Annotated in this window: 13 protein-coding genes; 9 read left to right on the forward strand and 4 right to left on the reverse strand. The window is 63.8% G+C overall.

Features of this window, described 5'->3' with window-relative positions:
- The first annotated feature begins 9 nt into the window (after window positions 1-9).
- The 3 genes from ACTHNR_RS04695 to tssA are packed head-to-tail and all read left to right on the forward strand — an operon-like array spanning window position 10 to window position 6,063.
- Window positions 10-768: a DotU family type IV/VI secretion system protein gene (locus ACTHNR_RS04695; RefSeq protein WP_440546350.1), complete on the forward strand. Its 759-nt coding sequence runs from the start codon at window positions 10-12 to the stop codon at window positions 766-768.
- Window positions 769-805: 37 nt separating this feature from the next.
- Window positions 806-4,957 carry a type VI secretion system protein gene (locus ACTHNR_RS04700; RefSeq protein WP_440546351.1) on the forward strand — a complete coding sequence of 1,384 codons (4,152 nt, stop codon included), beginning with the start codon at window positions 806-808 and terminating at the stop codon, window positions 4,955-4,957.
- The gene (tssA, locus tag ACTHNR_RS04705; RefSeq protein ID WP_440546352.1) at window positions 4,954-6,063 is read left to right on the forward strand and encodes a type VI secretion system protein TssA; all 1,110 of its coding nucleotides are present in this window, start codon (window positions 4,954-4,956) and stop codon (window positions 6,061-6,063) included. The genes ACTHNR_RS04700 and tssA overlap by 4 nt, the downstream gene beginning before the upstream one ends.
- A gap of 97 nt (window positions 6,064-6,160) precedes the next feature.
- On the opposite strand, the gene ACTHNR_RS04710 is transcribed toward tssA, so the two are convergent.
- Window positions 6,161-7,156 carry an asparaginase gene (locus ACTHNR_RS04710; protein ID WP_440546353.1) on the reverse strand — a complete coding sequence of 332 codons (996 nt, stop codon included), beginning with the start codon at window positions 7,154-7,156 and terminating at the stop codon, window positions 6,161-6,163.
- A gap of 141 nt (window positions 7,157-7,297) precedes the next feature.
- Complete coding sequence (locus ACTHNR_RS04715; protein ID WP_440546354.1) at window positions 7,298-8,401, reverse strand: GlxA family transcriptional regulator; 1,104 nt, start codon at window positions 8,399-8,401, stop codon at window positions 7,298-7,300.
- Window positions 8,402-8,640: 239 nt separating this feature from the next.
- Between ACTHNR_RS04715 and ACTHNR_RS04720 the strand changes: the two genes are divergently transcribed.
- Complete coding sequence (locus ACTHNR_RS04720) at window positions 8,641-9,822, forward strand: branched-chain amino acid ABC transporter substrate-binding protein (RefSeq protein WP_440546355.1); 1,182 nt, start codon at window positions 8,641-8,643, stop codon at window positions 9,820-9,822.
- A 41-nt stretch (window positions 9,823-9,863) separates the two neighbouring features.
- On the opposite strand, the gene ACTHNR_RS04725 is transcribed toward ACTHNR_RS04720, so the two are convergent.
- Window positions 9,864-10,892 (reverse strand): LacI family DNA-binding transcriptional regulator, encoded by a 1,029-nt coding sequence (locus tag ACTHNR_RS04725; protein WP_440546357.1) that lies wholly within the window; start codon window positions 10,890-10,892, stop codon window positions 9,864-9,866.
- Window positions 10,893-11,040: 148 nt separating this feature from the next.
- Here ACTHNR_RS04725 and ACTHNR_RS04730 point away from each other — a divergent pair, with 148 nt between their 5' ends.
- The 4 genes from ACTHNR_RS04730 to acnB all read left to right on the forward strand — a co-directional run bounded on the left by ACTHNR_RS04730 (window position 11,041) and on the right by acnB (window position 17,132).
- The gene (locus tag ACTHNR_RS04730) at window positions 11,041-11,640 is read left to right on the forward strand and encodes a gluconokinase (protein ID WP_440546358.1); all 600 of its coding nucleotides are present in this window, start codon (window positions 11,041-11,043) and stop codon (window positions 11,638-11,640) included.
- A 10-nt stretch (window positions 11,641-11,650) separates the two neighbouring features.
- The gene (locus ACTHNR_RS04735) at window positions 11,651-12,973 is read left to right on the forward strand and encodes an MFS transporter (protein WP_440546359.1); all 1,323 of its coding nucleotides are present in this window, start codon (window positions 11,651-11,653) and stop codon (window positions 12,971-12,973) included.
- Between the two features lie 135 nt (window positions 12,974-13,108).
- Complete coding sequence (locus ACTHNR_RS04740) at window positions 13,109-14,368, forward strand: MFS transporter (RefSeq protein ID WP_440546360.1); 1,260 nt, start codon at window positions 13,109-13,111, stop codon at window positions 14,366-14,368.
- 178 nt (window positions 14,369-14,546) lie between these two features.
- On the forward strand, window positions 14,547-17,132 hold the full coding sequence (gene acnB / locus ACTHNR_RS04745; protein ID WP_440546361.1) for a bifunctional aconitate hydratase 2/2-methylisocitrate dehydratase: 2,586 nt from the start codon (window positions 14,547-14,549) through the stop codon (window positions 17,130-17,132).
- A 103-nt stretch (window positions 17,133-17,235) separates the two neighbouring features.
- On the opposite strand, the gene ACTHNR_RS04750 is transcribed toward acnB, so the two are convergent.
- On the reverse strand, window positions 17,236-18,315 hold the full coding sequence (locus ACTHNR_RS04750) for an NAD/NADP octopine/nopaline dehydrogenase family protein (RefSeq protein WP_440546363.1): 1,080 nt from the start codon (window positions 18,313-18,315) through the stop codon (window positions 17,236-17,238).
- 362 nt (window positions 18,316-18,677) lie between these two features.
- Between ACTHNR_RS04750 and ACTHNR_RS04755 the strand changes: the two genes are divergently transcribed.
- On the forward strand, window positions 18,678-20,255 hold the full coding sequence (locus tag ACTHNR_RS04755) for an ABC transporter substrate-binding protein (protein WP_440546364.1): 1,578 nt from the start codon (window positions 18,678-18,680) through the stop codon (window positions 20,253-20,255).
- Window positions 20,256-20,336: the final 81 nt, after the last annotated feature.

Here is a 20,336-nt window from a genome sequence, read left to right on the forward strand (position 1 = left end):
TACACCACGATGGCACGCACCCGTATCGAAACCGGAGAGAACGACCTCGCGATGGAGCAGTTTCGCGCGTTCCTCGACGAACTCGTCAAGTCGCAGCGACGCTTCTCCGAAGCGGCCGAGACCGACGCCGAACAGGCCGCCCAGGGGATGTCCCGGCATCTTCTGAACGTGCTCGAGATCCAGACGCTGCAGTCGCGCCGCGACAGCTCGCGCTTCGAGATCGAGAACGTGGCCGACGCCCGCTACCTCAAGGCCGTCCTCGCCGATGAATTGCTGCTCAATTCGCCGTGGGCGGGGCGCGAGCGTTGGACCGCATACCTGCTCGAATCGTCGCTGTTCCGCACGAACATCGCGGGCGATCTCGTGTTCAAGAAGATCGAGGAATTGCTGTCGGACCGCGAGCCGTCGCGCCGCGAGATCGCGCGGCTGTATCTTTTCGCGCTCGCGATGGGCTTTCAGGGGCGTTTTCGCGGGGCGGGGGAGCAAGCCGATGCGCGTCTGCGCAGCTACCGGGAAGAACTCTACGAGTTCATCTACCAGCGGCGCGCCGATCTGGGCGGGCGCGACCGCGTGGTGGCGGAATCCGCCTACACGAATACCCTGTCGCACATCGCGCCGCGCAAGCTGCCTACCGTGAGCCGCTGGAGCGTGATGGCCCTGCTCGCGGTCGTGGCGTTGCTCGCCATATCGGAGATCCTTTGGTTGTGGCAATCGTGGCCGGTACGTCAGGCCCTGCACGGCGACACCGTCGTGGGAGCGAGTTCATGAACCCCATGCATCGTTCGTACATTGCGGGGGCGGCGCCATGCTGACAAGCAATCTATTCCTGTTGTCGGTCGCGGTTCTGATCGTCGTCGTGCTGGTCGTGCTCGGCGCGATCTTCTGGATCGCGGCGCACAGCGCGCAAAACAAGCCGGCGGCCGAGCGCAAGATCGTGCGGCTGCGCACCGATTCGCTGCGTAACGCGTTCCGCCATGCCGTCGAACTGATCGAAGGCAACATCGCCTCGCGCGGCGAGCGCTACAACGTGCCCTGGGTCATCGTTCTGAACGAGGGCGACGACCCGCGCCCGCTGCCGATCGCGCAGGCCGGCGTGGCCAGCGTGTTGAGCTCGGAAGCGGCGAACCCCGCGGCAATCCAAGGCATCTCTTGGAATTTCTTCGATCGCGGCGTCGTCATCGACATCAAGGCGGCGTACCTCGGCTCGCCCGACGAAAGCAGCGACGAAAAGCCCTGGGACGAATTCCTGAGCCTATGCCGCAACTACCGCCCGCAACGGCCGTTCGATTCGGTCGTGGTGACGGTGCCGGCGTCGATGCTGCTTGCCGACCATCCTGACGCACGCCTCGAATTGGAGCGTCATGCGAAGCTCGCGCACCGCCGGCTATGGCTCGCGCAGAATCGCTTCGCGATGCGTTTCGCCGTCTATGTCGTGGTGACCGGCTGTGAGGATCTGGATGGGTTCGCCGGGTTCGCGCGCGCGCTGCCCGAGCCGCTGCGCGCCAGCATGCTCGGGTGGTCGTCGCCGTTCGATTTGTCGACCACGTACCAGTCGAGCTGGGTCGACGCCGCGATGGGCAGCATCGAGCGCGCCGTGTCGGACGCAAGCGCCGAACTGTTCACGCTCGATACGGGCATGCTCGACGTGCAAGGATGCTTGCTGTTGCCGGCTCGCGTCGATGCGATCCGCTCGCAGTTGCAGTTGTACGTCGACGAACTGATGCGCCCGAGCGCCTATCACGAACCGTTCTTCTTCCGAGGCATCTACCTGACGGGCGACAGCGGCGAGCTCGCGCAACGCAGCGAAGAACGACGCGGCGCCGAGGACGCGGCGGTGCTCGACGCACCGGAGGCCGCCGACCCTTACGCGCCGCGCGAGCCCAGCTTCGCGCCGAACCCGCTTGACGCCGATGCGTCGGAGCACGACGGCCACGACGGCAGACGGGCGCTGAACGACCTCATGCTGCAGCCGGCTTTCCTGCGCGATTTGTTCGAGAAAAAAATCTTCGTCGAACACGGCCTGACACGGCCGTCGCGCTCGCAGCACCTCACGCGGCCCGTGCTGCATCGCGCCGTGCGCTGGAGCGCGATCGCCTTGCTGGGCGGCTGGACGATCGGACTGACCGGGGCCACGCTGGCGCTGAGCCATCGCAACCCGCGGCTCGTCGCCGCGCTGAACGAACTGCACGCCGATTCTCAGGAGCGCGACGCGGCCATGCGCGGGGGCGAGGCATTGCCCTCCGACTGGTACCGCAGAAAGACGCTGTCGCTGATCAGCATGAACGACCAGCATATCGGCACGCTCTGGACTGTCTTCATGCCTGGCTCGTGGAGCGTGTTCGACGATCTCGACCAACGCGTGCGCGAGCGCTTCGAACACGAGTTCGGCGAAATCGCGCTGACGGCGCTCGAACGAGAGATGCTGCAGCGCGTGAGCCGAATGACCGGCGTGGCCAGCGATCCGAGCACGGGGCAACTGATCGTCGGCGACGATTGCACGGCGCCCACGCTCGGGAGCGATTCGTCCGTCGTGAGCAGCCTGGCCGTCGAGGATCTCCCCGCGATGCATGCGATGCAGCGCTACGTCACGTCGATCGATCAGCTCGATGCGGCGCTCGCGGCGATGCAGCGCTTGCAGCGGCCGTCGCTCGGCAACGAAGAGGCGCTTCGGCTCGTCGTGCGCTACGCATTCGGCGTGGAGTTGCAGGGCAACGTCGCCGGTAGCTTGCGTTATTTCTATCGCGACACGTCGCGTGCGGGCGGCGCCTATTCGGCCGACGGCACCGGCGGCTTGAACGTGCCGGTGATTCGCGAGGCGGTGCGCTGCACGTTCGACAAGGGCGCGCAGGAGCTCGACGCGCAAATGTTCACGGCCAATCCTTTGCTCACGGCCGAGCGCGCCGTGACCTCCGAGATCGATGCGTTGTCGGTCGGCAGCGTCGGCCTGGGCGATTTCGAACAGACGAACGGCAGCTATCGGGCGATCGTCGCCGGTATCGACACGCAGCAAAGGCTGCTGGCCTCGGGCAAGGCGAGCTGGATGCACCAGACTCAGTTCAACCCCGGCCCGGCTTGGGAGCGCACGTTCGCGCGAGCCGCGCAGAATAGGCTGCTCGGCGCCGACCTGATCGCGCAAACGCGCGAGCGTTCGGCCACGGCGTTCCAAGTGTTCAGCAGCGAAATGGCGCAGCGCTTCGGCGGCCCGGACGGCTCGGTCGTATGGGTCGACAAGGACGCGCGCTATGTCGTTTCGCCCGCGCGCCTTGCTTTGCGCGACGGCGTGGCGAAGCTGCTCGCGCAACCGTTCATGGTGGCGCCGCGCAATGTGCCGTTGCCGTCCGTGCCGCAAGGTTCGCTTGTGACGTGGGATCGGACGCACCTGGATCAGGCGATCGCGCTCGGCGACGAACGCAAGAAATATCTTGCCGAGGGCCTCACGACCTTGCCCGACACGGTTCGGCCCGCGGTGCAGCAGGCGCTCGACGCGCAATTCGCACGCCTTATCCTCGATCAGGTCGCGACCGCGGCCTCGGTCTCGCCTGCCGATAGCGATCCGGGCGGCGCCGCGTTCGACGCGGCACGTCTACGGCTCGTGAAGATTCGCGCCGCCCTCACGGACATGGGGGCGAACGTGCAAGCCGCCGATTTGGACACGCTCGTCTCGAGCGACGCCATGCAGCATCTTCGCCTGGTGGACATCTCGCTCGCGCAATCGGACTTGTATGCCACGCGCCCGGCCTATGGCGGATCGACGACCGTCAAGCCCGTACTCGCGGCGTTCGGCGTCAACGACGCGGCGGCGCTCAACGCGTATCTGCAGCAGCAGTCGCTGCGCGCGCTCGCACTGGGCAAGGATGCGAAGACGTATTTGGCCGCGCTCGACGCTGCCGATGCAAATTCGCCGTTAGCGCAGCGTTGGCAAGCCATCGTCACCGACTTGGATCGCTACCAGCTCAAGAACCCGAACAGCAGCCTCTTGATGCTCGAGCAATTCTTGCAGACGGTCGCGGCCGACCCGAATGCAGGCGATTGCGTCGACCGCTTCCCGCCGCGCCCTGCCGGCGTGGGCGGCGATTATTTCACGACGCTGCACATGCGCCTGTACGACGGCCTGCTCACGCGCTGCGGCTCGAGCTTTGCCAATACGCTGAGCCGCGAATGGGACGGCTTCGCCTCCGCGTTCAATCAGAGCGTGGCATGGCGCCGGCCGTTCAGCGTCCCGTCGAAGTCGGCCAAGCTGAACGATACCGATGCGACGCAGGCGGACTTCGGCGAACTCGGCGCGGCGCTCAAACGCTACGAACAGGTGGCGCCTTCGCTGCGTTCGGCCGCGGGCCCGGGGACGCGGGCGATTCACGCGGAAGCGGTGCGCCGTTTCGTCGAACAGTTCGATCCGGTCGATGCTTTGCTCGCGCCGCTCTATCCAGCGGCCGACGGCACGACGGCCGGCTACGATGTGAGCATCGATTTCCGCGCCGACCGCACGGCGGAGGTGGCCGGCAATCAATTGATCGACTGGACCATCCGGATGGGCGACCATAGCCTGTCGATGCAAGATGCTCCGCACTCGCTGCACTGGGAGTACGGCATGCCGGTCACGCTCGTGCTGCGATTCGCGAAGAATTCGCCGCTGGTGGCGAAGAACGATCCGGCGCAGCGCAACTTCGCAACGGACGGGCAGACGCTGACCTGGCAATTCTCCGATCCGTGGGCATTGATTTCATTCGTGTCCACGCAGCGTGTCGCCGATACGACGGTTCGGGCGAGCGCCGGCGCATCGCTGCTGAAATTCGAATTTCCGCTTGAAACGACCAACACCGCCGACGCCGCGCTGGTATCGAAGTATCCGCGCGGCCGTGTCTTCGTGCGTGTACGGATGATGCCGGGCGGCAAGAAAGTCCCGCTCGCCTGGCCGAATAGTTTTCCGACACACGCCCCGAACTGGAGCGCCGCATGAACCCCTCCGATCTGATCGAAGCAGAATTGAGTTTCGCGGTCGATCTGAAGCCGCTTTTGAGTCCCTTGCCCGAAGGCGACGGCGTGGGTGTGCCGCTGCGTTCGGATCCCGTCTGGCAGCAGATTCGGGACGCGCAGCGCGAGGACGATCCTTCGCTGCCGATGGGGGAGTGGGAGCGCCCCCTCATCAAGGCCGACTGGCATGCGGTTGCATCGCTGTGCACGGACGCGCTGCGCCTGCGCAGCAAGGACTTCCACCTGGCCGTGTGGCTATGCGAAGCGTGGACGCGACTGTACCGCCTCGAGGGCCTCATGGCGGGGGTGCAGTTGCTGAACGACTTCGTCGATACGTTCTGGGACCACGCGTACCCGCAAATCGACGGCGAAGACCTTGAGGTGCGGGCCGCGCCGCTGCATTGGATCAGCCGCCGCCTCGAAGTCGTGCTGAAGCTTCACGTGCCGTTGATCGTGCTGCCCGTCGAACCGGGTTTCGTCAATCTCGACGATTGGCGCCGGGTCGTGGCAGCTTCGGTGCAGGACGACGATGCGCCGGCCACGCACCTGCCCCGGGAGATGCTCGACCGCGAGGCCGCGCATGGATCGAACCTCGCCTTGCTCCGTCAACTGGAACGCACGGCGGGGACCGTGCTGGCTTCGATCGATGCGCTCTCGCGTCGGCTCGACCAGCGCTTGGGCGACGAAGCGCCGAGCTTCACGCGCGTCACGGCGACGCTCGCCGAACTGCAGCGCGCCGCCTGCGCGTTGCGCGGCAACCATGCCTTGGACGAAAAGCCGACGGCGATCGTGCCGTCCCAGCCCGATGAATTACACGCGAGCGCAAACGACGATACGCGATTGGAGGTCGATATGCAGCCACGAGTGATACCCATGACGCGCGACCATATCGTCGATCGGGCGCATGCCTACCAGCTGCTCGAAGAGATCGCCCGCTATCTCGCAGAGCATGAACCGCATAGCCCGACGCCTTATCTGCTGGCGCGCGCCGTCAACTGGGGGCATATGCCGTTGCCGGATCTGATGCGCGATATCGTCAGTCAGGAAGGCGATCTGAGCCGCTACATGGCGATGCTCGACGTACAAATTTAGACGCGCGCGAGCGCGAAGACGCCGGGGACGACGATGACGTACGGGCGTCGTGCGCGCAAACGCCTGTGCGCGGTTTGAAACCGCGAACCGCGCCGCGTCAATAACGATAAAAGGCGGCCTGTAGCGCCCCGCGATCGTCCTGCGCGCTCAACATGGCGAGCATCAGCAGAATGCGGGCTTTTTGAGGCGGCTGATCGTCGACGACGAGCCAGCCATAGTCGTCGTCCGGCTGAGCGCCATTGCGGACCACCACGCCATTGCCCGTGCGCGATGCGCGCACCACGTGCACGCCGTTGCGCGCGGCTTCGACGAGTCGCGCCACAATGCCTTGCGAAACGTTGCCGTTGCCGGTCCCCGCATAAATCAGCGCCTGCGTATTCGAGGAAGACGCCGCCATCGCTGCGCCATCGAGCGCGCCGTAACCGAAGACGATGTCGACCTTGGCCAGTTCTGTCATGTCGTCGATCGTCCATTGCGTTGCGACCGTGTGGTCCCGCAACGGCAATCGGTAGAAGCGAGGCTGTCCCTCCACGACATACCCGAGCGGCCCGTACGGCGAGCAAAACGCTTCGAGCTTGAAGCTGTGGCGCTTCATGACGTCGCGCGCCGTGTGGATCTCGTCGTTGGCGACGACGAGGGTGCCCCTGGCCCAAGAAGACCGGTGAGCCGCGACGGCGATGGCGCCGTAGAGATTCAACGCCGCGTCGGAACTCATCGCGGAGGGCGGACGCATCGCGCCCACGACCACGACGGGCTTGAGGGACTTGAGCGTGAGATGAAGAAAGTAGGCGGTTTCCTCGAGCGTATCGGTGCCGTGGGTCAAGACGACGCCATCGACTTCGTCGTCTTTGAGTACGTGCGACACCCGCCTGCCGATCTTCAACAGATGTTCGTTGTCGAAATTTTCGGAGCCTGTCTGCAACAGCTGCTCGGTGCGCAAATTCGCTAGAGACGAGACGTCGGGCATCGCGGCCAGTATCTCGTCGATCGTCAGCACCGAACAGGCGTAAGCCGAAGTATTGGCCGAAGTTTCGCCACGGCCGGCTATGGTGCCGCCCGTGCCGATCACCACGATATTGGCCTTGTCTCTCATGCGCTATCGATTCGCAGATCGTTGGAAGTTGAATGGACGACTTCAATGTACGGGGCGCAAGCGCTCGCACAATTGCATCGATCGGCAAAAAAATAGAAGAATTGCGACGTTCGGTCGTTGGCCTGCTTAGCGAAGCTGTCGTCAGGCGGCGGGGATGCCTGTGCGCCCCGTCCGCAGTTTGCCCGGGGTCACGCCATGCACTTCTCTGAACGCGCGAATGAAGTGCGCCGAATCCGCGAAACCGCAGTCGTATGCGATGTCCGTGACCTTGCGGGAGGTATTCACCAGCATCCAGCGTGCGTAGCGCAGGCGCATGCGGCGATAGAACTCGTTGGGCGATGCGTTCATTTCCACCATGAAAGCGCGCTCCAGCTGACGCGTACTGGTGCCGATCATCTTCGCGATGACGGCGATGTTCAGCGGCGCTTCCAGATTTTCTTCCATGAGCAGCACCGCATGCCGAACCGCCGCGTCTTCGACGGACAAATAGCCGAGCGCCTGCCGGCGCTCGATGAACGACGAGCCGCGCTGCCGGTTGACCGTCATCTGATGGATCACCTTCGACGATCGATCGGGCCCGCAGTGCAGGCTGATGAGCCGAGCGGCGAGTTCGATCACGGAGATGCCGCCGGCACAGGTGATGCGATCGCCGGCGATCACGTAGTCGGTATTGGAAACGACGTGTAACGCTGGGAAGGCTTGGCGATAATCCTCCAGGTGAAACCGATGAACGCATGCGACACGGTCGTTCATCAGCCCCGCGCGAGCCAGCACGAAGCTGCCCGTGCATATGCCGACGAGCGGAACGTTTCGGTCGGCGGCCGCTTTCAAGTACGCCCAGTAGCGCGCATCGACATCGTCGAGGTGGGGCAGCAGACCGCCGATCGCCACCAGGTAATCGAACTGCGTCGGGTCTGGAAAGCTTTCCTGCACGTTTGCCGTAAAGCCGCAACTGGCTTCCACGACCTCGCCCTCGATCCCGACGATCTTCCAGTTGCAGCGTATCGGACGACTTTGATCGCCCTGATCGGCCGCATGCCGCAGTGCGTCGCACAGCCCTGCCAAGGAAAGCAGCGGAAACTTCGGCCACAGGAGCACTGCGATGCTCAACTCCGCACCGGGTTCGTCGGCGCGCAACGATGAGGCCGCGCGGTCCAGCCGTCCCACGAGTTCGCGCGCGCTTGGCTCTGGGGGCGACCCATCGGCATGGTCCGGATCGGGCGTGACGGTATGGGCGTTTTCCATGACGAATCCGAAAGAGCATCGCGCTCCGAGTATACGCATCGCGAATGTGCCACGAAAAGCGCCTGTCGCAAATCTTCTATTTCTGGGCAAATGGGTTCAATGCTCGGGTTTTGTGACTGCATACAGTCAGGCCACCCACACATCGAACCGCATATCAACGGGCGTTCAACGGGCGGCGAGGCGCATCGCGCTTCGGTTTACGACATCACAATTCTTGACGGTGAAGCATGGACAAACTCATGACGTTTCGTCGGCTGGCGACGATCGGTGCGCTCGGCGGTATCGTCGCGCTCAGTATTGGTGCAGCGCACGCGCAAAAGGCAACGATCGTCAAGATCGGTCATGTCGCGCCGTTGAGCGGTCCCAATGCGGAATACGGCAAGGACACGGAAAACGGTGCGCGAATGGCCGTCGAGGAAATCAACAAGCGCGGCTTGGTGGTCGGCGGCGAAAAGGTCACGCTGGAACTCGATTCGCAGGACGACGCAGGCGACCCCAAAACCGCGACGCAAGTCGCGCAAAAACTGGTGGACGACAATGTGGTCGCCGTCGTGGGACACATGAATTCGGGCACGTCGATTCCCGCGTCGAAAATTTATGCCGATGCGGGCATCGTCCAGGTATCGCCCTCGGCGACCAACCCGGCCTACACGCTCAACGGCTACAAAACCGCTTATCGCGTCGTGGCGACGGATGCGCAGCAAGGCCCCGTGCTTGCCGAGTATGCGGCGAAGAACCTGCACGCGAAGACAGTCGCGATCGTCGATGATGCGACGGCGTATGGCCAGGGCCTGGCCGATCAATTCGAAAGCCGCGTGAAGTCGCTGGGCCTGACCGTGTTGTCGCACGAGAAGACCACCGACAAGGCGGTCGATTTCCGTGCGATCCTGACCAAGATCAAGAGCGAACGGCCGGACGTCATCATGTACGGCGGCATGGACGCCACGGGCGGGCCGTTCACCAAACAGGCGCGAGAGTTGGCCATCAATGCGCGCGTGCTGGGCGGCGACGGGCTGTGCGCCGATTCGCTCGAGAAGCTGGCCGGCGAAGCGGCGGGCAACGTGGTGTGCTCCATCGCGGGCGGCGCGCTCGAGCGGCAACCGAACGGCCCTGATTTCGCGGCTCGCTTCAAGCAACGCTTCGGGCAGAACGTGCAGGTCAACGCGCCGTTCGCTTACGACGCGGTGTATGTCATTGCGGATGCGATGCAGCGCGCCAAGTCCACTAAAGCGGCGGACATCCTTGCCGCCATGCCTCGGACCGACTATACGGGCGTGCTCGGCCGTATTCGTTTCGACAGCCGGGGCGATCTAAAGGACGGGGCGATCTCGTTGTATCGATACGCCAATGGCAAACGCACCCTGATCGATCAATGCACGGCCGGTCACCCGTGCGGGGGCGATGCGGGGAAGGCGATGTAAAAGCGGCATCCCGTTCACGCCACGAGGACTACCCCATTCCCTCAAGCGCTTTCCCGAACCACGAGTTCGAACCCGAGATCGATCATCGGCGAAGCGACCCGCTCTTGCCGCATGAGCGAGAGCAGGAGGTGGGCCGCCGTGCGGCCCATTTCCGCTCGTGGGGTGCGCACGGTCGTCAGTCTCGGGACGCAGTCTGCTGCGCCCGCCAAATCGTTGAAGCCGACGATCGCGACATCTTCCGGCACGCGAATATTCATGCGCCGCGCTTCGAAGAGCGCACCCTGCGCCAAATCGTCGTTGCCAAGGAAGATCGCGTCCACGTCCGGGCGTCGCGTCATCATCTGCCGAAAAAGCTCACAGCCAAGCCCGATGGAAGAGGGCGCGGGCGTCAAAATCTCGAGGTCGGGCTCGTGCAGCCCAGCCCGTTGCAGCGCGCGGCGAAAGCCTTCGCCCCGTTGCAGCATCCGCTGATCGAGCTGCGCGGCAATGAAGGCGTTATGTCTGCAACCGCGCGCGATGAGGTGCTTGGCGACGGCGTCGCCCGCGTCGTGCTGCGAAAAGCCGACGCAATAGACGTTTTCGGCCTTCGCGAGCTCCATCATGTACACGCAGGGCACGCCGCTCCCGTCGATGAGGCGGCGCGCCGCTTCGGTCCGGTCGAAACCCGTCACGATCATCCCCATCGGCGGCGATGCGAGGTATCGGCGAACGAGGTCTTCCTCTTCGTCCCGCAGGTAGTGCGAGTTGCCGATCAGAATCTCGATCCCATGCGGGCGCAGCACGGTGTGAATCGCCTCGACGACATCGGTGAAGACGTTGTTCGTGAGCGAGGGTACGAGCACGGCCACCGTTTCGCTCTGCGCGCGCGCAAGAGCGCGGGCCGCCGCGTTCGTCACGTAGTTCAGTTCCCGCGCGGCCTCCCGAACCCGGTCGACATACTCCGCGCCCACTGAACTGAGCCCGCGTAGCGCCCGTGAGGCCGTGATCGTACTCACGCCGGCGCGTTCGGCCACTTGTTCGAGAGTGGGGCGGCCGGTGCCGCGGGTTTTCCTGGGTGTCGGGGTCGTCATGGTTCCACTAGGATAGCGCTGTCTCAACCGTCGCTCAAACGTTCGCTATTGTATGCGAATGGGGGGCGGATGAGGGGCAAGGCGGTCACGGGCCGCCTTTCTCTAGGACAGACGAGATAGCGCTATCTCAATGAAAGGAACCGAATCGATGGACCAGATGGCCCCCGCTATCGTTGTCATGGGCGTTGCCGGCTGCGGAAAAACGAGCGTCGCGCAGGCTGTCGCGTCGCGGTTGGGCGGACGCTTCATCGAGGGCGACGCATTTCATAGCGCCGGCAACGTCGAGAAGATGCGGCGCGGCATCGGGCTCGTCGACGCCGACCGCTGGCCCTGGCTGGACCGTCTGGCGGCCGAATTGAAGTCCGCGTGCGAGCAGGGCGAGCCCGTGGTGCTCGCCTGCTCCGCGCTCAAGCGGCGCTATCGCGACCGCCTACGGCTGGGCAGCCCATCGGCGAGTTTCGTCTTTTTGGATTTGCCTACGAGCGAAGCGGCGAAGCGGGTGGGCAGCCGCAGCGGCCACTTCATGCCGGACTCGCTGGTCGCGAGCCAATTCGCCGATTTGGAGCCGCCCGTGGCCGAGCACTTGACGCTCAGGGTGGATGCGACGCGTTCGCTCGACGCGATCGTCGATCAAGCACTCGATTGGCACGCGAGCCGCGATACGTCGATCGAAAGAGATAGCGCTGTCCTAAGCCGAGGCGCGAGCCTAGGCGCTTCATGCATTCACGAAACCAATTCAAGTTTTTGAGGAGACGACGATGTCGACGACAGAAGGCAGCCGTATCGGGAAGCGGCGCTGGGTAATGGGCGTGTTGCTGGGCGTGGGTGTGCTCATCAATTATTTCGACCGGATCAATTTGTCGGTAGCGGCGCCGCAGCTCAAAGCGGCGTTCAATCTTTCTCCGGCTGAAATGGGCCTGCTGTTCAGCGCGTTTTTCTGGCCTTATGCGCTGCTGCAGATTCCCGCGGGCATTGTCCTCGACCGGTTCGGTGTGACTCGGCTCGGGCGCTGGGGCGCTTTTCTTTGGGCGGTCGCCTCGGCGGTCACGGCTTTCGCGAGCGGCTTCGGCGGCATCTTCGCGGCGCGGGCCATGCTCGGCGTGGCCGAAGCGCCGGGCTTTCCCGTCAGTTCGAAAGCAACCGGCTACTGGTTTCCGCGCAAGGAGCGCGCACTCGCGACGGCGATCTTCGACGCGGCCGCGAAGTTCTCGAACGTGATCGGCGTGCCGCTCGTCGCGGTGGTCGTGGTGGGCATGGGCTGGCGCTGGGGCTTCGGCGTGACGGCGCTGCTGAGCCTGGCGTACTTCATCGCGTTCTTTTTCATCTATCGCGATCCCAGCCAGGATGCGAAGCTGTCCGAGGCCGAGCGCCGCTACATCGTGGAAGGCGGTGCGACGCCGGAAGGCACGGCGAGCGCCAGTGCGTTCTCGATGCTCGGCTATTTGCTGAAGAAGGCGAAGGTGTGGGGCCTCACGATCGGCTTCGCCGCGTACGGCTACTCGTTCTATCTGTTCCTGACCTGGCTGCCGGGCTATCTCGTGCAGACGATGCACATGAGCATCTTGAAGTCGGCCGGCTTCGCCGCGATTCCATGGGCGGTGGCGACGGTGGCCGATCTCGTCGTGGGCGGATGGCTGATCGACCACCTGATCGCGCGCGGCCGGGACGAGACGCGCGTGCGCAAGGCGGTGCTCGTCTGCGGCATGGTGCTCGGCCTCGCGGTGTTCGGCGCGACGATGACGACGAACCCCGTGTGGGCGATCGTCTGGATCTCGATCGCGCTGGGCGGGCTGGCTTCCGCTGCGCCCGTGGGCTGGTCGCTGCCCTCGCTCATCGCGCCCAAGGGCGGCGTGGGCACGATCGGCGGCATCATGAACTTCGTCAATAACTTGATGGGCGTGGCCGCGCCGGTCGTCACCGGCTTCATCGTCGGCGCGACCAATTCGTTTGCCAACGCATTCCTGATCGCGGGCGTCATTCTTCTGATCGGGATCGTCTCGTTCGTGTTCGTCATGGGCCGCATCGAACCGATCGCCGAACCAGGCGAGCGTGTGGAGCAAGGCAGCACGTCGATGGCGTAAAGCGGTGCTCCGAGGGTGCGCGCGGCCGCGCTATTCGCGGCGCGCGCGCTTTGGAGTGTGGCGCATCCGCAGGGCGCGCCGATAGGTCGGTCGAGGCCTATACTTCGCTGCGTCGCCTGCTGCGGAGTGACTGCGATGCGCGCCCCATCGACTGGAACGAAAGGCCCCCGCGTACGACGCTCGAACGGTTTCGGTCCGGTCTCGATCATCTCGATTGCTCAGTTGTTTGGGACGTCGTTATGGTTCAGCGCGAACAGTGCCGCCGCGGACCTCATGCGGTCATGGCACGCGAGCGCCGCGGACATCGGCTGGTTGACGAGCGCAGTGCAAGCGGGCTTCATCCTCGGCACGCTGGGGATGTCCGTGAGCGGCGCGGCCGACCGATTCCGGGCCAGCGCCATCTTCGTTTTCAGCGCCATCGCCGGCGCGTTCTTCAATGCCTGTTTCGCGTGGGGCGCGGGAGGTCTTGCGAGCGGCGCGCTCTTCCGGTTCCTCGTGGGCGTGTGTCTCGCGGGCATCTATCCCATCGGAATGAAACTGATCGTGAGTTGGGCGCCCGAGAAGGCGGGGGCCGCGCTCGCGCAACTGGTCGCCATGCTGACGATCGGCACGGGCTTGCCCCATGCCTTGAGAGCCGTCGGGGCGAATTGGCCGTGGCAGACGGTGATCTCGGCCTCGTCCGGCCTCGCGCTCCTCGGCGCGTGCATGATCGGCCTGCTGGGCGACGGTCCGCATTTGCGCCTTGCCGTTCGGCCTGCGAGCGATCCGCGCGGTACACGCGATCGATCGCCGAGCGGGCTCGCCGCGTTTCGTCTGCGCGCCTTCCGCGTGGCGGCGTTCGGCTACTTCGGCCATATGTGGGAGCTCTACGCCTTCTGGACGTTGGCCCCGCTGTTCGTTTCCCGCGCCGCGCTCGCAAACGAACTCCGCTTTGGCGGCGTCGCGGGATTGGCGTTCTGCATCATCGGGATCGGCGCGCTCGGATGTCTGCTGGGCGGCGCGCTGTCGCGTCGTATCGGCAGTGAGCGAGTCGCCGCGGGCGCGCTGGCGCTATCCGGTGCGTGCAGCGTCGTCTTTGCGTTGGGATGGCGCAGCATGCCGGCGTTCGCACTCTTTGGCGTGCTGCTGATATGGGGAGCGGCCGTCATCGCCGATTCGCCTCAATTCTCTGCTTTGTCGGCGCAGGCGTGCCCGCGAGAGCGGGTGGGCAGCGCATTGGCGATCCAGATATCAGTCGGCTTCGCGATCACTGTCGTGTCGATCTCGGCGACGGCATCGATGTTCGAGCGAGTGGGACTCGACGTCGCCTGGCTGCTGTTGCCGGGGCCGGTCTTGGGCTTGATCGGATTCGCCCCGGCGCTGCGCGGTGCCGGCGCGAAAGCGAGGAGCGCGTAAGCCACCGCGCGCTAATGCATGCCGTCGCTTCCGATTTTTCGTTCTCAAGTCTTATATAAGACATAAGACATTTGACGTTACACAGCGTAGGAACTAGAATTCCGGGCGAAAGCAGTGTCAGGAACAGCCTCGGCGTGCCTGGCCTTCCCCTGAACCGCAATACCCGCAGGTGGTCCCCATGCTTGAAAACTATCGTGCTCACGTAGCCGCACGCGCCGCGCTCGGCATTCCTCCCTTGCCGCTGACGGCGCAACAGACCGCCGAGCTGGTGGAACTGCTGACGAACCCGCCCGCGGGCGAAGAGCAAACGCTCGTCGAACTCATTACCCATCGCGTGCCCGCCGGCGTGGACGAAGCGGCCCGTGTGAAGGCCGGCTTCCTGGCCGCCGTGGCCAAGGGCGAGACCGCCTGCGCGCTGATTTCGCGCGCGCGCGCCACGGAATTGCTCGGCACGATGCTGGGCGGCTACAACATCGAGCCGTTGATCGAACTGCTGGCCGATGCCGAAGTGGGCGCGACGGCGGCCGATGCGCTGAAGAAAACGCTGCTGATGTTCGACCAGTTCCACGACGTCAAGGAATTGGCCGACAAGGGCAATGCCAACGCACGCGCCGTGATGCAGAGCTGGGCCGACGCCGAATGGTTCACGAGCCGTCCGGAAGTGCCGCAAAGCCTGACGATCACCGTCTTCAAGGTGACGGGCGAAACCAACACCGACGACCTTTCGCCGGCCCCTGACGCCACCACGCGCCCGGACATTCCGCTGCACGCATTGGCGATGCTGAAGAACGCGCGCCCGGGCATCACCCCGGAAGAGGACGGCAAGCGCGGCCCGGTCAAGTTCATCGAGTCGCTGAAAGAAAAAGGTCACTTGGTCGCCTACGTGGGCGACGTGGTCGGCACGGGCTCCTCGCGCAAGTCGGCCACCAACTCGGTGCTGTGGTTCACGGGCGAAGACATCCCCTTCATTCCGAACAAGCGTTTCGGCGGCGTGTGCCTGGGCGGCAAGATCGCTCCGATCTTCTACAACACCATGGAAGATGCCGGCGCGCTGCCGATCGAACTCGACGTGTCGAAGATGGAAATGGGCGACGTGGTCGAATTGCGTCCCTATGAAGGCAAGGCCTTGAAGAACGGCGAAGTGATCGCCGAATTCCAGGTGAAGTCCGACGTGCTGTTCGACGAAGTGCGCGCGGGCGGCCGTATTCCCCTCATCATCGGCCGCGGGCTGACCGCCAAGGCGCGCGAAGCGCTGGGCTTGGCTCCGTCCACGTTGTTCCGCCTGCCGCAGCAGCCCGCCGACAGCGGCAAGGGCTTCTCGCTCGCGCAGAAGATGGTCGGCCGCGCCTGCGGCTTGCCGGAAGGTCAGGGCGTGCGCCCGGGCACCTACTGCGAACCGAAGATGACGTCGGTGGGCTCGCAAGACACCACGGGCCCGATGACGCGTGACGAATTGAAGGACTTGGCGTGCCTGGGCTTCTCGGCCGATCTCGTGATGCAGTCGTTCTGCCATACGGCTGCCTATCCGAAGCCCGTCGACGTGAAAACGCACCGGACGCTGCCCGACTTCATCAGCACGCGCGGCGGCATCGCGCTGCGCCCGGGCGACGGCGTGATTCACTCGTGGCTGAACCGCATGCTGCTGCCCGACACGGTGGGCACCGGTGGCGATTCGCACACGCGTTTCCCGATCGGCATCAGCTTCCCGGCCGGTTCGGGCCTGGTCGCGTTTGCCGCCGCTACCGGCACGATGCCGCTCGACATGCCGGAATCGGTGCTCGTCCGCTTCAAGGGAAAGATGCAGCCGGGCGTGACCCTGCGCGATCTGGTCAACGCGATCCCGCTGTATGCCATCAAGCAAGGCATGCTGACGGTGGCCAAGCAAGGCAAGAAGAACATCTTCTCCGGCCGCATTCTCGAAATCGAAGGCCTGCCCGATCTGAAGGTCGAGCAGGCGTTCGAATTGTCGGATGCATCGGCCGAGCGTTCGGCCGCCGGTTGCACGGTTCACCTGAACAAGGAACCGATCATCGAATACCTGAACAGCAACGTCACGCTGCTCAAGTGGATGATCGCCGAAGGCTACCAAGACCCGCGCAGCCTGCAGCGCCGTATCAAGGCGATGGAGCAGTGGCTGGCCGATCCGCAGTTGTTGTCGCCGGATGCGGATGCCGACTACGCCGCCGTCATCGAGATCGATCTCGCTGACATTCACGAGCCGATCGTGGCCTGCCCGAACGATCCGGACGACGTGAAGACGCTGTCCGATGTGGCCGGCAACACGATCGACGAAGTGTTCATCGGCTCGTGCATGACGAACATCGGGCACTTCCGGGCGGCATCGAAGCTGCTGGAAGGCAAGCGCGACATTCCGGTCAAGCTGTGGGTGGCGCCGCCGACCAAGATGGACCAGAAGCAGCTGACCGAGGAAGGCCATTACGGCGTCTTCGGTACGGCCGGCGCGCGTACCGAAATGCCGGGCTGCTCGCTGTGCATGGGTAACCAAGCGCAGGTGCGTGAAGGCGCGACGGTCATGTCGACTTCGACGCGTAACTTCCCGAACCGTCTGGGCAAGAACACGAACGTGTACCTGGGTTCCGCGGAACTGGCGGCGATCTGCTCGCGTTTGGGCAAGATCCCGACGAAGGAAGAGTACATGGCCGACATGGGTGTGCTGACCGCCAACGGCGACAAGATCTACCAGTACATGAACTTCGATCAGATCGAAGACTTCAAGGAAGTGGCCGATACCGTGAAGATGTAAACGCGATGGCGGACTACGGCGTGTTGCTTGCGTCGTAGGGTCTCGTGATAGCGCCGCAGGGTGGAAGCCCGCGGCGCTATTTTTTTGTGACGATGAACGTCGATCAACCGCCCCAATACCCCTCGCTCGCCAACCGCTGCAGTTCGGCCATGGACATTCGCTCGATCCCGAGTTCGGGCAACAAGTCGTTCTCCTTCGAGAATTCCCGTCCGTACGCGGCCGACAGCATCGCAATGCCGGCCTCGTGCAAGGTCGCATCGCATCCGGTGAGCCGAGCGAGGATCACTGTGGGCAGCAATCCGAACGGTACGTCTTCGAGCACATACCGGCTATCGATCGTCTTGGGGCCGAAGCCACCCAGCCCAAGGCGATGTCTTTCCTGATTCATCTCCGCCACGCTGCGAATGGGAACGCGATACGAGAGCGCGAAGTGCTCTTGAACTGTCTTGACGGCAACGCCGAGCGCTCTCGCAATGTGCAACCGCTCCGTGTCCAGCGCCTCGATCAGCCGGCCGACGGTGGGTGTGATGTTTCCCCCTTGGCTCCACGATTCGCCGTGCTCCATGCGCGTAAGGTTCAACAGCGCGATACCAAGGTGATTTTGCGGGTTCAGATTGCTTAGCGCGATGGCAAGCAGACCATCGCGTTTCGCGAACCGGTCGCCGAAGAGTTCGGTGCACAAGGCGTGTCCCTCATCGATGGCGTCGGCCGGCATTGTCGCGATATCGACGCTGCCACGCACGGTGCCGACATGGACGGCCGTAGCGCTCGTCTGTCTCCCCGTCGTGACCGTCGTACCCCATGCAATGATCGGCGCTTGAACGTTACGCTCGCAAAGGCGCTTGGACAGATACAGCGCGCCGAACGAAAGATGCCCGCTCATGATGACGGGTTGCCCGTTTCGAATATGGTGCGCCGCGGCATCGATCACGCTCTTGTGTCCATAGGCGGGCAGCGCGAGCATGACGCCGTCTGCATCGGCGATCGCCTCGGCGCACGACGATGCGATGCGAGGCCGAAAGGATGCCTCGAGCGCCCCGCTGGCGATCAGTGGCTCGCCGCAGGCAAGCTGTTTCGTCCCGGCGCCTGAAGGCGACCAGAGCACCGGCTCATGCCCCGACAGGCTCAGTTGTGCGGCGGCGCCGAACGCGATAGCGCCCGCCCCGAGAATGCCGATTCGCATGATTCACCCCGTAATCGCAGTGGCTTCCGATGAAAGCCGTTGAATGAGGGGTGCGAGTCTAGAGACGCGGATTTAGCCGGTCAAAGACCGATTTGGCGGTCGTCTATTCCGGCGAGTTATGGCTGTCCCGGTGGGCAATCGCCACGGAGTCGTCATGGATTCACCCGCAGTGAAACACGGGCTCGACACGGTCGTCTCGGCCCACGTTGCACGGCTCGAAAGGCCGGAGAGGGATAACCCGGGTTATAACCTCTGGGAATACGCGACGCGAATATCGGCCTTTGACACATAAAATTGACGGTCCTACCGTAGGGACGCTTTCCCACGTTGCATGCGACCTAGCCTCTTCCCTATACGGACCCATGAACAGTCGACTCCTCCCCTTGCTCTTCACGACGCTCGCCGCTGCAGCCGTCAGCGCCGCGCTTGCGTCGACGGCGTTCGCGCAGACCGATCCACGCCCGGTGATTCGCGTCAGTTCGGGCGCCGAAGACATCGCGACGCTCGATCCCGATCGCGCTACCTCGACCAATGACGTCAGCGTAGTCGCCGAACTGTTCAATGGGCTCGTGCGTTTCGCGCCGGGCAGCGCGGATCCAAAGTCGCTCGAACCCGATCTGGCCGAGAGCTGGCAATCGTCGAGCGACAGTAAGGTGTGGACGTTTCATTTGCGTCACGGTGTGAAGTTTCAGGGCGACTGGGGCGAGCTGACTTCGGCCGATGTCGTCTATTCGCTCAAACGCGCGGCAGATCCGAAGCGATCGAGCTTTGCCGCCGACTTCGTCGAGATCGACAAAATCGATGCGCTGGATCCCTACACTGTTCGCGTCACGCTGAAGTATCCGGATGCGACGTTTCTCGGGCGCGTGTCGAACTATCACGGCGGTTACATCGTCAGCATGAAAGCGGCCGAGAAATACGGCAGCCAATTCGGCAATCACCCCGTGGGCACGGGGCCGTTCGCGTTCAGTCAGCACGTCACGCAGCAGTTCGTGAAGCTCGTCGCCAACGATCAGTATTTTCGCGGCAAGCCCAAACTCGCCGGCATTACCTATCGCATGATCCCGTCGGACAGCGATCGCGAATTGGCCTTCGCATCGGGCGAACTCGATGTCATCTACGGCAAGCGCGAGAAGCGCTGGGTGGAGCGCGAGCGAAAGCGCAAGGGCGCGCACGTCGACATTTTCCAGCCTGCGGAATTTCGCACGTTGTTCCTCAATCGCACGATCAAACCGCTCGACAACATCAAGGTGCGCGAGGCGATTGCAGCATCGATCAACGTCGACGAGATCATGCATTACGTGGGCGCCGACGTGGCGATCAAGGGCTGTTCGTCCGTTCCGCCGGGTTACCTAGGCGAAGATTGCGCGAGCGGCGGCTATGCCTACAACGTGGCCAATGCACGCAAGCTGCTGACGCAGGCCGGCTATCCGAACGGCGTCACCATCAAGTCGATCGTGTCGAACATCTCGGCGCAGCAGCCGATCATGGAGATCGTTCAAGCGCAGTTGGCGCAGGCCGGTATCAAGCTCGACATGCAGATCGTCGATCATTCGACCTATCAGGCTCAAAGCCGGAAAGACTTGAGCGGGCTCGTATTCTATGGCGCCGCGCGCTATCCGAGCGCCGATATTTGGCTGAACGAGTTCTACGATTCGGCGGCGTCGGTGAATACGCCGACGGCGATGTCGAATTTCTCCCACTGCTCGGTGGCGGATGCCGATATCCGCGCGGCGCACGTGGAACCGGACCCGAACAAGAAGCTGGCGTTGTGGAAGAGCGCGCAGCAAAAGATTCACGACGATGTTTGCTCGGTGCCGCTGTTCGGTTTGCTTCAAGTATGGGTGCACAGCGATAAGGTGCAGTATGGGTATGACTTGAAAGGCTCGCTCAATCTCGCCCCGCTCATTACCGAGCAAACCACGCTGGCCGCGCATTGATGCCTTGACTGTTCGATCTTGTCCGGCGCGATCCCTATCCGGGATCGCTCTGTAAGGCATAGAGTTCACAGGCCGGACACG

Origin of the sequence: Trinickia sp. (assembly GCF_051954495.1) — a bacterium.
In the GTDB taxonomy this organism is placed as follows: domain Bacteria; phylum Pseudomonadota; class Gammaproteobacteria; order Burkholderiales; family Burkholderiaceae; genus Trinickia.

Bases quoted from the DNA above. Each gene is read 5' to 3' on its own strand.
- ACTHNR_RS04695 (WP_440546350.1), top strand. From the start codon at position 10: ATGGCACGCACCCGTATCGAAACCGGAGAGAACGACCTCGCGATGGAG.
- ACTHNR_RS04720 (WP_440546355.1), top strand. From the start codon at position 8,641: ATGACGTTTCGTCGGCTGGCGACGATCGGTGCGCTCGGCGGTATCGTC.
- acnB (WP_440546361.1), top strand. From the start codon at position 14,547: ATGCTTGAAAACTATCGTGCTCACGTAGCCGCACGCGCCGCGCTCGGC.
- ACTHNR_RS04750 (WP_440546363.1), bottom strand. From the start codon at position 18,315: ATGCGAATCGGCATTCTCGGGGCGGGCGCTATCGCGTTCGGCGCCGCC.
- ACTHNR_RS04735 (WP_440546359.1), top strand. From the start codon at position 11,651: ATGTCGACGACAGAAGGCAGCCGTATCGGGAAGCGGCGCTGGGTAATG.
- ACTHNR_RS04740 (WP_440546360.1), top strand. From the start codon at position 13,109: ATGCGCGCCCCATCGACTGGAACGAAAGGCCCCCGCGTACGACGCTCG.
- ACTHNR_RS04725 (WP_440546357.1), bottom strand. From the start codon at position 10,892: ATGACGACCCCGACACCCAGGAAAACCCGCGGCACCGGCCGCCCCACT.
- tssA (WP_440546352.1), top strand. From the start codon at position 4,954: ATGAACCCCTCCGATCTGATCGAAGCAGAATTGAGTTTCGCGGTCGAT.
- ACTHNR_RS04755 (WP_440546364.1), top strand. From the start codon at position 18,678: ATGAACAGTCGACTCCTCCCCTTGCTCTTCACGACGCTCGCCGCTGCA.
- ACTHNR_RS04710 (WP_440546353.1), bottom strand. From the start codon at position 7,156: ATGAGAGACAAGGCCAATATCGTGGTGATCGGCACGGGCGGCACCATA.
- ACTHNR_RS04730 (WP_440546358.1), top strand. From the start codon at position 11,041: ATGGACCAGATGGCCCCCGCTATCGTTGTCATGGGCGTTGCCGGCTGC.
- ACTHNR_RS04715 (WP_440546354.1), bottom strand. From the start codon at position 8,401: ATGGAAAACGCCCATACCGTCACGCCCGATCCGGACCATGCCGATGGG.
- ACTHNR_RS04700 (WP_440546351.1), top strand. From the start codon at position 806: ATGCTGACAAGCAATCTATTCCTGTTGTCGGTCGCGGTTCTGATCGTC.